Source organism: Sinorhizobium sp. (assembly GCF_059070375.1).
Genome location: NZ_JCACWC010000003.1, coordinates 1,941,138 through 1,954,112, shown reverse-complemented (window position 1 = coordinate 1,954,112; position 12,975 = coordinate 1,941,138). Strand labels below are relative to the sequence as shown.

The following is a 12,975-nucleotide window of genomic DNA, read 5'->3' as shown; positions in this document are numbered from 1 at the left end:
GTAGGCGAACATGGTTCAAGCGATCATCGAAAAGCAAGCGGACGCGGGGGAGAAGCGAGAGGCGGTTCTCTCCGTGCGCGATCTGACCGTCGGCTTCGGAGACCATGTGGTTCTCGACAATCTCAATCTCGAAGTGCTGCGTGGTGAAATCCTCGGCTTCGTCGGCGCCTCGGGTACCGGAAAGTCCGTACTGATGCGCACGGTCCTTCGGCTTCTGCCGAAGCGTTCCGGCACGATCGAAATTCTTGGCGCCGACTACGACAAAATGGGCGAGGCCGAGCGCATCGCACTCGATATGCGCCTCGGCGTGCTGTTCCAGCACGGCGCGCTTTTCTCGGCCCTGACGGTGCGTGAGAACATCCAGGTGCCGATGCGCGAATATCTGGATCTGCCGCAGGACCTGATGGACGAACTCGCGCGCCTGAAAATCGAACTGGTCGGCCTCGCACCGGAGGCCGCGGAGAAATACCCCTCGGAGCTTTCCGGCGGCATGATCAAGCGCGCGGCGCTTGCGCGCGCGCTTGCGCTCGATCCCGATCTCGTCTTTCTCGATGAGCCGACATCCGGACTCGATCCGATCGGTGCCGCGGAGTTCGACGAGTTGATCGCCAAGCTGCGGGACACGCTTGGATTGACCGTGTATATGGTGACGCACGATCTGGACAGCCTGTTTTCGGTTTGTGACCGGATCGCGGTGCTCGGCAACAAGCGCGTTCTCGTCGAAGGCACCATCGAGGATATGCTCGCCTGTGACGAGCCCTGGGTGAAGTCTTATTTCCGGGGCAAGCGCGCAAGAGCGATCGTGCGCGAGCAGGATTGAGACGAGAATGCGGGAGGCGGGGGAGCTACGGCAAGCCTGCTCGCAGAATACATGAACAGGCGGCAAGGACCGCAAAGGTAGGTAATGCCGATGGAAACTAAAGCGAATTATGCCATTGTCGGCTTCTTCACCGTCCTGGTCATCGCCGCGGCCTTCGGCTTCGTGTATTGGATGTCGCAATATGGCCGAACCGGCCAGATGGTCGAACTCGTCGTCAACATTCCCGGATCGGCCAACGGTCTGTCGGTGGGCTCACCGGTGCGCTTCAACGGCATCAACGTCGGCAGCGTGCGCAATCTTGCGATCGATGCCAACGATCCTCGCTATTCGATTGCGATCACCGAAGTCTCGGCCGATGCGCCGGTCATGAAATCCACAACGGCGACGCTCGAGGTGCAGGGGCTGACGGGAGCGGCCTATATCGAACTCAGCGGCGGTCGCAAGGGGGACGAGAATATCCTCAAGACCGCGCTGGAAAACGGCACCCAGGCGCATATCCTTGCCGATCAGTCGAGCGTCACCAGCCTGCTGGCCACCGCGGACCAGATCCTCGACCGCGCGAATTCGGCGATCACGGATATTCAGAGCTTCGTCACCGACGTGCGTGGTCCGCTGACGGCCACCATCGGCAACGCGGAGCGCTTTTCCAAGGCGCTGGCGGACAATTCCGGTGCGATCGACCAGTTCCTGAAAAGCGTCGAACAACTGTCCGGTTCCGTCAATGCAGCATCGAAGAAGCTCGATGATACGCTTGCGAGCGCGGACAGGCTGATCAAGTCGGTCGACCCGAAGAAGATAGACAACATCGTCAGCAATGCCGAGCAGGTGAGCAACAATCTGAAGGATGCTTCAGGCGGGGTATCGGAAGCGATCGCCGGATTCCGGCGCACGGTGGAAACCTACGATCAGTTCGGCAAGAGCGCGCAACAGACGTTGAAGCGGGTCGATACACTGGTGGCTGCCGTCGACGCGCAGAAGGTCGGGCTGGTCGTCAACGATATCACGGCCGCGAGTGCGGACGCCCGCAAGATCGCCGCGCAGGTTTCGGACTTTGCCGAAAAGATTTCCGCCCGGCAGGGGGACATCGATCAGACGATCACCGATTTCACGCAAATGTCCAACAAGCTGAATGCGGCATCGAACCGGGTCGACAGCATCCTGGTGAAGATCGACGGCTTCCTCGGCGACGCGGACGCTCCGTCGCTTTCTGCGCAGGCACGCGAAACGCTCGAGTCCTTTCGGCGGGTGGCGGAGAACCTGAATGCGCAACTGGGCCCCATAGCCGAAAATCTCAAGCGTTTCTCCAATTCGGGACTGCGGGACGTCGAGGCGCTCGTCGGCGACACGCGTCGCACGGTTCAAAGCCTGCAGAATACGATTTCCGAGTTCGATAAAAATCCGCAGCGGCTTCTGTTCGGCGGCGAAACGGTTAAGCAATATGATGGCCGCACGCGTCGGTGATTCGTTTATCGACGGTCGCGGGCAGGTTGCGTTGAGGGCGGGAAGCTGAACGGCGCCGCGTTGCTAGGGGATATTTGGCGTATGGGTTTTCCGGGTCTGGTAGGTTTTCGTGGCGCGAGAGGGGCCCGGTCTGCGGTGGTTCTTGCATTGGCGGCGATGCTGGCGGGGTGCGGCTCGCGCCAGGCAGCCAACGACACGTTCAGTCTGGCGTCCGTTCCTGCGGTGGAGCGTCCGGGAGCTACAAACCGCCAGCTTCTCGTGCCCGAACCGACGGCGCTGAAGACGCTGGGCAGCGACCAGATCGTCGTTCGTCTTTCGAGGTCGGAACTGCAATACCTCGCCAGGGCCCAATGGGGAGACAGTCTGCCGCGCATGGTGCAGGACAGGCTCGTCCAGACCTTCGATAACACCGGCAGGATTCGCGTCGGTAAACCCGGCCAAGGGCTCGCCATCGATTATCAATTGATAACCGAGCTCAGAGCCTTCGAAATATCCACCGATGGGCCGGCAACGGCGGTCGTTGAGATATTCGCCAAGCTACTGGACGACCGGAACGGCACCGTCCGCAAACAGCAGGCCTTCCGCGCCGTCGTGCCCGTGCGTGGAGCCGGCAACCCCGCCTTCGTCACCGCACTCGACGCCGCTTTCGCCAGGGTCGCGGCCGACATCGTCGGCTGGACGCTCAGCTCCATCTGAGGGAAGCCGTCTCTCTGATGATTGTTTCTGATCTGAGATCAGCCGCATTTATGCAGGTGAGGGGCCGCTCACCCGCGCCCCGCCTTCGCGCGTTCGATGCGATTGACCACCTCGGCGACGCCTTCGACCGATAGGGCCGCCTCCTCGGCGCGGGCGATCTCCTCTTCGGTCGCCACCGTACCGGCGAGCAGGATCGTACTGCCCGAGCCCGTCACCGTGACCTCTATGGCGTCGAGGCCCGGCGCGACCGCAAGACAATGAGCGACCCGGCGCTCGAGTTCGGCGGGATCTTCGGCAGGCAGCCTCTCGGGGTCATCGCCGAAGAATGTCCTTTTCTTGAAGACCATGCGTCGCTCCTTCTCTCCTGGAGAGGGAAACGCCGACGCGGCGCATTTGTTCGCCGTCTCAACGATGGTCGAATAAGCTGCGATTCACGGCCAGCGTACGAGTGGGGGCAGGGAGGAGAGGATCGACTCCACGTTGCCACCCGTCCTGAGACCGAAGATCGTGCCGCGGTCGTAAAGCAGGTTGAACTCGACGTACCGGCCGCGGCGCACGAGCTGCTCGTTTCTATCCTGTTCGGTCCAGGGCTTGTGGAAATTCGTACGGACGATTCTCGGATAGACGAGTGCGAAGGCTTTGCCGACATCGCGCGTGAAGGCGAAATCCGCGTCCCAACCGCCGAGCTCCTCCGCAGAGCGGAGCCAATCGTAGAAGATCCCGCCGGTGCCGCGCGGTTCGTTCCGGTGTTTCAGGTAGAAATACTCGTCGCACCACTGCTTGAATTTTGCATGATCGGCGACAGGGTGCCTATTGCAGGCGATCTCCATGGCACGATGAAAAAGGACGGTATCCGGATCGGTCATGATGCGCCGGCGGTCCAGGACCGGCGTGAGGTCCGCACCGCCGCCGAACCAATTGCTGGTGGTCACGACCATGCGCGTGTTCATGTGCACGGCAGGGACATTGGGGTTGACCGGGTGGGCGATCAGCGAAATGCCGGATGCCCAGAAGCGCGGATCTTCGCTCGCGCCGGGAATCTGGTCGCGGAACTCCGGCGAGAACTCGCCGAAGACGGTGGAGGTGTGAACCCCCACTTTCTCGAAGACGCGCCCTTCCATCATGGACATGCGACCGCCGCCGCCCGCACCTTCCTCGCGCAGCCAGTCCTTGGCGACGAAACGGCCTGCCGGACGATCCGACAGCGGACCTGTCAAATCGTCCTCGATCGCCTCGAAGGCGGCGCAGATCGTGTCGCGGAGGCTTTCGAACCAAGCCTTCGCCGCTGCCTTCTTGTCTTCGATGTCGGCCGGCAGGCCCTGTGGCAGTTGCGGTCTTTCCATGGGAATGCACTTCCGTTCGCGGATTTCCCTGCTGAAAACCGCCGATTCGATGTCGCCGCCACAGTCCATATTTTCAGCGGCTTGGCAACGGTGCCACGGGGACAGCGACAGTCTACCGCAATCAGGGCCTCATCGCAGGATCGGGACAAATGACTGGCAATAATGCGGCGCTCATCCTATCTTTTCGCCAGAGGTATGGCCCATGGCGAAGATACCCCCAGGACCGCCGCTGGACGGCTTGCGGCGCCAGATCGCCCGGCATCGCCGGGAGCACCCCACACGAAGAGACGGGCTTTTCGTGCGCGAGACGTTTAGGCTCGAGCGCGATGCCGCGCGGGCCAAGGCGCGGGAGTGGTTCGATACCTGGCCAAAGGCTGCCTATTGGACCGAAGTCGAGAGCTGGCGCCAGCTCGAAGGCGGCGAGATCGAGTTCACGATGCGCCGTCTCCCGAGCGCAGACTGATTGCCCCGATCCCACCGCTCATACCGACAGGCAAGATGCATCTTTGTCCATCGATAATAGCGTGGCCAAGATCATAGCGGCGCGATAAACCAGTTTGTGTCTCCCTCTCGCCATTGCATGTATTCCCGAACCTGCCCCGATGCCCGTTCTCCGTTCCATCATCGTGCTCTCCATCACCCAGATCATCGCTTGGGGAGCGATGTTCATGTTCGTCTCGGTGACGGCGGTCGGAATGGCGAACGATCTTCTCCTGAGGCCTTCGGCAATCTATCTCGGCCCGACCGTCATGCTAGTCGCGATGGCCTTCTGCTCACCGCTGCTTGCGCCGGTCTACGCGCGCCACGGGGCGCGGCTCGTGCTCGCTTTCGGTTCGGCAGCCGCGGCTCCGGGGCTGTGGCTGCTGGCCGGCGCCGGAGGTCCGGTTTCCTATTTTGCGGCCTGGGGCATTCTTGGTCTGGCCGGGGCGGCAGCACTCACGACTTCGGCTCAGGTGTTCCTCACAGAGATCGCGGGCGAGGGCGCGCGTCGTGCCATAGGGGCGCAGATGCTCGCCATGGCGCTCGCACCCACGATCGCCTGGCCGGTCACGACTTTCTGCGAGGCGGCTCTCGGTTGGCGCGGCACATTCGTTCTTTATGGCGCGGTGATGCTCCTTGCCTGCGCGCCCTTGCATTTTTTCGCTTTGCCCAGGCGCGAGCCGCCAAAATCCGATCCCCGGGTCGCCAAATCGAATCGATCTGCGTCGCCGGCTGTTCGTCGCCAGTGGCGCGTCGTTGCCCTGATCACGGCGGCGGTCGCGCTCAACGGCTTTGTTACCTGGGGTTTTCAGCTTGTGGTGATCGATCTTTTCCGCAGCTTTGCCGTGCCCGGCTATCTGGCGGTCGGCTTCGGGTCGGCCATCGGGTTCATCCAGCTCTCGGCGCGGCTTTTCGATTTCCTCGGCGGCAATCGCTGGGACGGGTTGACGACGGGCTTGGTTGCCGCGGCGATCATGCCGCCGGCACTGCTGGCGCTCGCGCTTGGGCAAGGGGCGGAATGGTCGATCGTTCTCTTCCTCGCGCTCTATGGCCTTTCAAGCGGCGCCATGTCCGTCAGCCGGGCGACGATGCCGCTCGTCTTCTTTTCTTCTACGGAATATGGGGCGGTGGTGGCGCGCCTCGGCCTGCCGCTCAACCTGGCTTTCGCCGCCGCCCCGCCGTTCTTTTCGTTCCTGCTTGGCGAGGCGGGTAACCGGTGGACGCTGGCGTTTGCGCTTCTCTGCTCCCTCGGTGCGTTGGCCAGCATGGCACTGCTCTCCCGTATGAGGCCTGCGCAGTCGGGTCAGCCGGCTAACTGGCCTCATGCTCCGCCCCATCGGCGGGATCGATGAGGCGCGGCCCCGTTCCTTCGGAGGCAAGAACGTCCCATGGATTGCGCAAGGGACAGTCGCGCATCGACAGGCAACCGCAGCCAATGCAGCCTGTGAGCTGATCGCGCAGCGCCGTCAGCTTGGCGATCCGCTCGTCGAGCTGCTGCCGCCAGGTCTTCGAGAGCCGTCCCCAGTCGTCGACCGTCAGCGGCCGGTCGTCGGGGAGCACCGACAGAGCCGACTGGATCTCGGCAAGCGGGATACCCGTACGCTGAGCAACCTTGATCACGGCCACCCGCCTCAGGACGGAACGCGGGTAGCGCCGCTGATTGCCCCGGCTGCGATTGCTGCGGATGAGGCCCTTGGTCTCGTAGAAATGAAGCGTCGACACCGCGAGGCCGCTGCGTTCGGCCACTTCGCCGACCGTCAGTTCGCGCTTGATATCATTGGGTTTGTCTTTTTTCACGGCTGCTATTGACCTCAACTATAGTTGAGGTTCTATAGCATGAGCTCCCTGTAACCGACAACATGGAGCCGACATAGCATGACTGAAAAGATGACCCTTGCCCTGATCTACGGCAGCGCACGTCAGGGCCGTTTCTGCGACACGGTCGCGAGCTGGCTCATTCGCGAGCTCGAGACGTCCGACGTGTTCAGCCTGACGATCATCGATCCCGTCAGAATGAAAAGCGCTCGCGGCGACAAATCCGCCGGTCCAGCCGAGTGGATGGAGCGGAAGGTCGCCGAAGCGGACGCATTCATCGTCATCACTCCGGAGTACAACCACGGCTACCCGGCGGCCTTGAAGGAGATGATCGATGCGGTCTATGAGCCCTGGCACGCAAAGCCGGTAGCCTTCGTTTCCTATGGCGGCGCATCGGGCGGCATACGGGCCGTCGAACAATTGCGGCAGGTCTTCGGCGAATTGCACGCCGTCACCCTTCGCGACGGAATCTCCTTTGCGAAGGCCTGGTCGAAGTTCGATGCGGCGGGAAATCTCTACAAACCGGAAGAGATGCGTGCGCCGCTATTCCTGATGATCGACCGGCTGACCTGGTGGGCGCGCACCCTGAAATACGCTCGCAAGGCAACGCCCTACAACGAGATCGCCGCATGACCGCCGTCAGGACACCGGACCGGGGTGCCGCTGAGGGCCGCCGCTCGTTTCGGCTCAGAAGGCGCCGGTCTGCCGCAGCGCTTCTCCAGCGATCATGGCGGTTGCCATGGCGATGTTGAGCGAACGCTGGCCGGGCGCCATCGGTATGAGGATGCGCGCTTCGGCCCGTTCGTGGACGTGATCGGGAACCCCGGCGCTTTCCCTGCCGAAGAGAAGGACGTCGTCCGGCCGGAAGCTGAAGCGCGTATAGGGGGCGGCCGCCTTGGTGGAGGCGAGCACGAGGCGTCTGCCGGTGCTCGACCGCCATGTTTCGAAACGCTCCCAGCTGACGTGCCGAGTCATGGTCACCGCCGCGATATAGTCCATTCCCGCACGCTTGAGATTGCGGTCCGAAAGATCGAAACCGGCAGGCTCGATGATGTCGACCGAAAGACCGAGGCAGGCGGCGAGCCGCAGGATCGTTCCGGTATTGCCTGGAATGTCAGGCTGGTAAAGGGCGATGCGAAGATCGTTCATGCGCTTGTCGATAGAAGGGATTGGAGCGTGGGAGTGATTGATGACGGTTCCTATGCCACCGATCGGCCTCGCGATCCATGGTCGGGTGTACTCCGAGACGATTCATTCGGGGCCGCTTCTTTTGCCGCCGCTAATTTGTGCCGTATTGGCAACAGACCAACGGCCGGCGAAAAATTGGTCAAGAAAATGCCTGCGACAATCTGGCATGGCAGCACGAATAAGGTTAAAGCTCTGTCCTCTTCAACGCGAACCGAAGGAGGCATGCATGACTGTTCTGATGTTGACGCGCCTCCCACGAGTAACACGGCCTTTCCTGGCCTGACCGGTTCCGCGCCTCTGCTTTTTTTCGATCGAGCGATGCGCGCTCCGGTTCATCCGGGGTCATGCTCCGCTCGCGGGCGTCATTTCCGGGTTGTATTTTTCAAGATAAAGAATGCGGGGCGACCCGCTTTCCTTCAAGCTATCTGAAGGGGCTAGACAATGTTCGGCTGGTTTGAATCCCGCCTCGATCCTTATCCGACGGAGGAGCCGAAGCTTCCGCCAAAGGGTCTCTTTGCCTTTTGCTGGCACTATACCAGGCCCGCGGCTCCGTGGCTCTTGATCATGTCGATCTGCACCATGCTGATCGCGATCGGCGAAGTGGCCTTGTTCCAGTTCCTGGGCAATGTGGTCGATTGGCTGTCCACCGCTGACCGCGAAACCTTTCTTGCGACCGAAGGCGGCAGGCTCGCCTGGATGGCAGCCCTCATTCTTATCGGTCTGCCGGGGCTGGTCGCCCTCGACTCCTTCGTGATGCATCAGGTGTTGCTCGGCAATTATCCGATGATCGCGCGGTGGCAGATGCATCGCTATCTGCTCAGGCAGAGCATGACGTTCTTCGCCAACGAGTTTGCCGGGCGCGTGGCGACGAAGGTCATGCAGACGTCGCTCGCGGTCCGCGAAACGGTGATGAAGATCCTCGACGTCTTCGTCTATGTGGTGAGTTATTTCGCGACGATGCTGATCGTCGTGGCGGCCGCGGATTGGCGCCTCGTGATGCCGCTCGGGCTGTGGCTCGTCATCTATATCGTGATCGTCACCTATTTCGTTCCGCGGCTGCAGAAGATCTCCAAGGAACAGGCCGACGCGCGCTCGATGATGACCGGACGCATCGTCGACAGCTACACCAATATCGGGACCGTCAAGCTTTTCTCCCATGCCGGGCGGGAGGAGACATACGCCCGCGCGGGCATGGACGAATTCCTGAGCACCGTGTACCGGCAGATGCGGAAGGTCACGCTCTTCCACATATTCGTCTACGCAAACAACTGTATCGCCCTTTTTTCCGTCGGCGCTCTCGGAATCTATCTGTGGCTGACGAGCGGAATCTCGATCGGCGCGATCGCAGTTGCGATCGGTCTTGCCATGCGCGTCAACGGCATGTCGCAATGGATCATGTGGGAAGTGTCGGCGCTGTTCGAGAATATCGGCACTGTCTATGACGGCATGGGCATGATGACGAAGGCGCACGACATCGTCGACAAGCCGGCTGCCGTGGCGCTCAAGGCGGACCAGGGTGCGATCAGCTTCGAAGACATCCGCTTCCATTACGGCAAGGCCAAGGGCGTCATAGACCGGCTGTCGCTCGATATCCGGCCCGGGGAGAAGATCGGGCTGGTCGGCCGCTCCGGCGCGGGCAAGACGACCTTGATGAATTTGCTTCTGCGCTTCTACGATCTGGAATCCGGCGCTATCCGGATCGACGGCGTGGACATCTCGACCGTCACCCAGGACAGCCTGCGTTCCCAGATCGGCGTCGTGACGCAGGACACGTCGCTCCTGCATCGCTCCATTCGCGACAACATCGCCTATGGGCATCCGCAGGCAAGCGACGACGACATCATCGCCGCGGCGAGGAAAGCGAATGCTTGGGACTTCATCCAGACGCTCGAGGACAATCTGGGCAGGCGAGGGCTCGACGCTCAGGTCGGCGAACGCGGGGTCAAGCTTTCGGGCGGCCAGCGGCAAAGGATTGCGATCGCCCGTGTTTTCCTGAAGGACGCACCGATCCTCATCCTCGACGAAGCGACGTCTGCGCTCGACTCGGAGGTGGAGGCGGCTATTCAGGAAAATCTCTTCGCACTGATGTCCGGCAAGACGGTGATCGCCATCGCGCATCGCCTGTCCACGCTGACGGAGATGGATCGCCTGGTCATCCTCGAAGCCGGCCGGATCGTCGAGACCGGCTCTCACAACGAACTCGTCGCCAGGCGCGGCATTTATGCCGATCTCTGGTCGCGCCAGTCCGGCGGCTTCATCGCCGACGAGGTCGAAAAGGAGGAGGCGGCGGAGTAATACGCCGCCTCCCGGGCCACTGCCGGCTGCGCGTTCAGCGGGCCGCAGTTACGCAATCGTAATGGGCGTGGAAGCGAAAACGGATTGCCCGGATTTCAGAACCGCCTATATCGGACTGATGCTGCGCGCCATCGTCAAGATTTTCGAAAACTGGATCGACCCCTTTGCGCCGCGCGAGCGGCTGCAGCCGCCGCGGTCGCTCTTGGGTTATGCCTGGTTTTACGCCAGCCAGGCGAAAGGTCCTTTCCTCGCCATGGCCGTGCTCGGCGGTCTGGTGGCGATGCTGGAAGCCGGCCTGTTCTATTTCGTCGGTCGGCTTGTCGATGTGCTCGACACGATCCGACCGGAGGACGGCTGGCACGGGTTGATCTCGACCAACGGACCGGAACTGCTCTTCATGCTGCTGACGGTCCTGGTTTTCCGCTTCCTTGCGGTGACGCTTGCCGCGCTGGTGGAGGAGCAGTCGATCATTACCGGCTTCCTGAACCTGGTGCGCTGGCAATCCTATGTCCATGTCGCGCGCCAGTCGCTCTCCTTCTTTCAGAACGACTTTTCCGGGCGTATCGTCACCAAGGTCTGGAGCGGCGCACAGGCGACGAGCGACCTGATCGTTTCGCTGTTGCAGGTGGTCTGGTTCATCGTCATCTACACGGCCTCGACCATGGCGCTGATCGCCCAGTTGGACTGGCGGTTGGCGGCGATGGTCGCCTTCTGGATCGTGATCTTCCTGGTGCTCGCGCGCTATTTCGTCCCGCGTGTGCGCAAGCATGCCCGCGACACAGCGGAGATGGCGTCGATGCTGAACGGCCGCATGGTCGATGCCTATGCGAACATCCAGACGCTGAAGCTGTTCGGCAGTGACGAAGAGAACGACCGTTATATTCGGGGTGGGTTCCACCGCTTCCAGGGAGCAGTCATCCCTTTCACGCGCCTCCTGACGGGGGTGAGGGCATCGCTCGCGCTTTTGTCCGGCATGATGATCGCGGCGATCGCGGTCTACGCCGTTCACTTGTGGTTGGCGGGCGCGGTCAGTTCCGGCGCCGTCGCGTTCACCTTGGCGCTGGTCCTGCGCCTCAACATGCTGCTCGGGCGGATGATGTCGCAATTCAATGCGATCATGCGCAATATCGGCACGATCCAGAATTCGGCGGAGCTGGTATCGCAGCCGATCGGGCTGACCGACCGGCCGGGCGCACCGGAACTGCGGGTCAGCCGGCCGGAAATCCGCTTCGAACATGTGACGTTTCACTACGGCAGGGGCGGCGGGGTCATCGACGACTTTTCGCTCACCATCCGTCCTGGCGAGAAAGTCGGCATCGTCGGCCGTTCGGGTGCCGGCAAGTCGACCCTCGTCAATCTGCTGTTGCGATTCTACGATCTCGAAGGAGGGCGGATCCTCATCGACGGACAGGACGTCGCTGCCGTCCGGCAGGAATCGCTGCGCAGCCAGATCGGTATGGTCAGCCAGGACACGTCGCTTTTGCACCGGTCGATCCGCGACAATATCCTCTTCGGGCGACCGGGGGCGGGCGAGGAGCAATTGGTCGAGGCGGCGCGCAGGGCGGAAGCCCATGACTTCATCGTCGGTCTGCAGGATCAGCGCGGCCGCAGAGGGTTCGATGCACATGTGGGCGAGCGCGGCGTCAAGCTTTCCGGCGGCCAGCGCCAACGTATCGCTATCGCCCGGGTCATGCTCAAGGATGCGCCGATTCTCGTGCTGGACGAGGCGACTTCGGCGCTCGATTCGGAAGTGGAAGCGGCGATTCAGTCCAATCTGGAACGGCTGATGCAGGGCAAGACGGTGCTGGCCATCGCGCATCGGCTATCGACGATCGCCGCGCTCGACCGGCTCGTCGTCATGGACAGGGGCCGTATCGTCGAGGACGGCACCCATGCCGAACTCATCGCCAATGGCGGTCTCTACGCCGATCTCTGGTCGCGCCAGTCGGGCGGTTTCATCGCGCGCGAAGAGGCCGCGGAATAGGGCGCTCCGCGGCGCGGCTATAACGCGTCAAGTCCTTGTGCCAATTGGTCGCGCCTTTCCCCGCGACAATCTGCCCGCGGCCCCTTGTCAAGGCTGGACATAATCTGCGATCAGGCATAGAACGCGCCGGATTGATGGGGAATCTGCGTGCAGAATTTTTCCCGGATTCTGACATCCGATCCGTGGCTTGCCTCAAGGGGCCGGATGGGGTGTCAGCGTTTGACGGGGCGTGGTTCCAGACTCGGGACGGGGCAGGAAGCGCGCCGGGGGCGGATGCGGTTTCCGCAACATTTGCGTGAGAGGATGTTTTAGCCGTGAGCGAACACGAGACTTCAAGCGAGACCATGGGCGAGCCCACTCGCCGCGATTTCCTATACCTGGCTACCGGTATGGCCGGCGTTGTCGGGGCCGGTGCGGCGGCATGGCCGTTCATCGACCAAATGCGTCCGGACGCATCCACGCTGGCGCTTGCTTCGATCGAAGTCGACGTTTCGAGCTTGCAGCCGGGCATGTCGCTGACGGCGAAGTGGCGCGGCAGGCCGGTCTTCATCCGCAACCGCACCGATAAGGAAGTGGAAGAGGCCAAGGCCGTAGCACTCGAAGAATTGAAGGATCCGGTGGCGCGCAACGCCAACCTTCCGTCCGATGCCGAGGCAAACGATCTCGATCGTTCCGCCGGCGAGGGCAAGGAAAACTGGATCATCATGGTGGGGGTCTGCACCCACCTCGGTTGCGTTCCGCTCGGTCAGGCGGGCGATTTCGGCGGCTGGTTCTGTCCCTGCCACGGCTCGCACTACGACACGGCTGGCCGTATCCGCAAAGGCCCGGCACCGGAAAACCTCGCCGTGCCGACCTTCTCGTTCGTTTCCGACACAGTCATCAAGATCGGTTGA

General features: G+C 62.1%; 13 protein-coding genes. 9 read left to right on the top strand and 4 right to left on the bottom strand.

The genetic code is table 11. From position 1 onward, the window contains the following. Nucleotides 1-10: 10 nt before the first annotated feature. The 3 genes from AC5J09_RS21510 (at nt 11) to AC5J09_RS21500 (ending at nt 2,977) form a co-directional block, all read left to right on the top strand. The gene (locus tag AC5J09_RS21510; RefSeq protein ID WP_494298444.1) at nt 11-820 is read left to right on the top strand and encodes an ABC transporter ATP-binding protein; all 810 of its coding nucleotides are present in this window, start codon (nt 11-13) and stop codon (nt 818-820) included. Nucleotides 821-910: 90 nt separating this feature from the next. Then, entirely contained in the window at nt 911-2,281 is a 1,371-nt protein-coding gene (locus AC5J09_RS21505; protein ID WP_164867046.1) for an MlaD family protein, read from the top strand. 81 nt (nt 2,282-2,362) lie between these two features. After that, a complete protein-coding gene (locus tag AC5J09_RS21500; RefSeq protein ID WP_100673111.1) occupies nt 2,363-2,977 on the top strand; it encodes an ABC-type transport auxiliary lipoprotein family protein in 615 nt (204 codons plus the stop codon). Between the two features lie 68 nt (nt 2,978-3,045). Here the strand turns inward: AC5J09_RS21500 and AC5J09_RS21495 are convergent, their stop codons facing one another. Both AC5J09_RS21495 and hemF read right to left on the bottom strand, forming a co-directional pair. Then, nucleotides 3,046-3,324 (bottom strand): BON domain-containing protein, encoded by a 279-nt coding sequence (locus AC5J09_RS21495; RefSeq protein WP_100673112.1) that lies wholly within the window; start codon nt 3,322-3,324, stop codon nt 3,046-3,048. A gap of 84 nt (nt 3,325-3,408) precedes the next feature. Continuing rightward, nucleotides 3,409-4,320 (bottom strand): oxygen-dependent coproporphyrinogen oxidase, encoded by a 912-nt coding sequence (gene hemF / locus AC5J09_RS21490; RefSeq protein ID WP_026168610.1) that lies wholly within the window; start codon nt 4,318-4,320, stop codon nt 3,409-3,411. Nucleotides 4,321-4,522: 202 nt separating this feature from the next. On the opposite strand from hemF, the gene AC5J09_RS21485 reads away from it, so the two are divergent. Then, the gene (locus tag AC5J09_RS21485; RefSeq protein ID WP_003534130.1) at nt 4,523-4,783 is read left to right on the top strand and encodes a hypothetical protein; all 261 of its coding nucleotides are present in this window, start codon (nt 4,523-4,525) and stop codon (nt 4,781-4,783) included. A gap of 139 nt (nt 4,784-4,922) precedes the next feature. Further along, nucleotides 4,923-6,152, top strand: a complete 1,230-nt coding sequence (locus AC5J09_RS21480) for an MFS transporter (RefSeq protein WP_494298443.1) — start codon at nt 4,923-4,925, stop codon at nt 6,150-6,152. Here the strand turns inward: AC5J09_RS21480 and soxR are convergent. Beyond that, on the bottom strand, nt 6,112-6,597 hold the full coding sequence (gene soxR, locus AC5J09_RS21475) for a redox-sensitive transcriptional activator SoxR (protein WP_324761853.1): 486 nt from the start codon (nt 6,595-6,597) through the stop codon (nt 6,112-6,114). The genes AC5J09_RS21480 and soxR overlap by 41 nt on opposite strands. A 78-nt stretch (nt 6,598-6,675) precedes the next feature. Between soxR and AC5J09_RS21470 the strand changes: the two genes are divergently transcribed. Beyond that, nucleotides 6,676-7,248 carry an NADPH-dependent FMN reductase gene (locus AC5J09_RS21470; protein ID WP_010969495.1) on the top strand — a complete coding sequence of 191 codons (573 nt, stop codon included), beginning with the start codon at nt 6,676-6,678 and terminating at the stop codon, nt 7,246-7,248. 54 nt (nt 7,249-7,302) lie between these two features. Here AC5J09_RS21470 and AC5J09_RS21465 read toward each other — a convergent pair whose 3' ends face one another. After that, on the bottom strand, nt 7,303-7,764 hold the full coding sequence (locus AC5J09_RS21465) for a tRNA (cytidine(34)-2'-O)-methyltransferase (protein ID WP_100673115.1): 462 nt from the start codon (nt 7,762-7,764) through the stop codon (nt 7,303-7,305). Nucleotides 7,765-8,244: 480 nt separating this feature from the next. Between AC5J09_RS21465 and AC5J09_RS21460 the strand changes: the two genes are divergently transcribed. The 3 genes from AC5J09_RS21460 to petA all read left to right on the top strand — a co-directional run bounded on the left by AC5J09_RS21460 (nt 8,245) and on the right by petA (nt 12,975). Next, nucleotides 8,245-10,098, top strand: a complete 1,854-nt coding sequence (locus AC5J09_RS21460) for an ABC transporter ATP-binding protein (RefSeq protein ID WP_494298442.1) — start codon at nt 8,245-8,247, stop codon at nt 10,096-10,098. 118 nt (nt 10,099-10,216) lie between these two features. Next, complete coding sequence (locus AC5J09_RS21455) at nt 10,217-12,082, top strand: ABC transporter ATP-binding protein (RefSeq protein WP_416385263.1); 1,866 nt, start codon at nt 10,217-10,219, stop codon at nt 12,080-12,082. 314 nt (nt 12,083-12,396) lie between these two features. Then, complete coding sequence (gene petA, locus AC5J09_RS21450) at nt 12,397-12,975, top strand: ubiquinol-cytochrome c reductase iron-sulfur subunit (RefSeq protein WP_275597835.1); 579 nt, start codon at nt 12,397-12,399, stop codon at nt 12,973-12,975.

Coding starts and splice junctions, on each gene's coding strand:
- AC5J09_RS21465 (WP_100673115.1), bottom strand. CDS start 7,764: ATGAACGATCTTCGCATCGCCCTTTACCAGCCTGACATTCCAGGCAAT.
- AC5J09_RS21500 (WP_100673111.1), top strand. CDS start 2,363: ATGGGTTTTCCGGGTCTGGTAGGTTTTCGTGGCGCGAGAGGGGCCCGG.
- AC5J09_RS21460 (WP_494298442.1), top strand. CDS start 8,245: ATGTTCGGCTGGTTTGAATCCCGCCTCGATCCTTATCCGACGGAGGAG.
- AC5J09_RS21495 (WP_100673112.1), bottom strand. CDS start 3,324: ATGGTCTTCAAGAAAAGGACATTCTTCGGCGATGACCCCGAGAGGCTG.
- AC5J09_RS21470 (WP_010969495.1), top strand. CDS start 6,676: ATGACTGAAAAGATGACCCTTGCCCTGATCTACGGCAGCGCACGTCAG.
- AC5J09_RS21510 (WP_494298444.1), top strand. CDS start 11: ATGGTTCAAGCGATCATCGAAAAGCAAGCGGACGCGGGGGAGAAGCGA.
- hemF (WP_026168610.1), bottom strand. CDS start 4,320: ATGGAAAGACCGCAACTGCCACAGGGCCTGCCGGCCGACATCGAAGAC.
- AC5J09_RS21485 (WP_003534130.1), top strand. CDS start 4,523: ATGGCGAAGATACCCCCAGGACCGCCGCTGGACGGCTTGCGGCGCCAG.
- AC5J09_RS21505 (WP_164867046.1), top strand. CDS start 911: ATGGAAACTAAAGCGAATTATGCCATTGTCGGCTTCTTCACCGTCCTG.
- AC5J09_RS21455 (WP_416385263.1), top strand. CDS start 10,217: ATGCTGCGCGCCATCGTCAAGATTTTCGAAAACTGGATCGACCCCTTT.
- AC5J09_RS21480 (WP_494298443.1), top strand. CDS start 4,923: ATGCCCGTTCTCCGTTCCATCATCGTGCTCTCCATCACCCAGATCATC.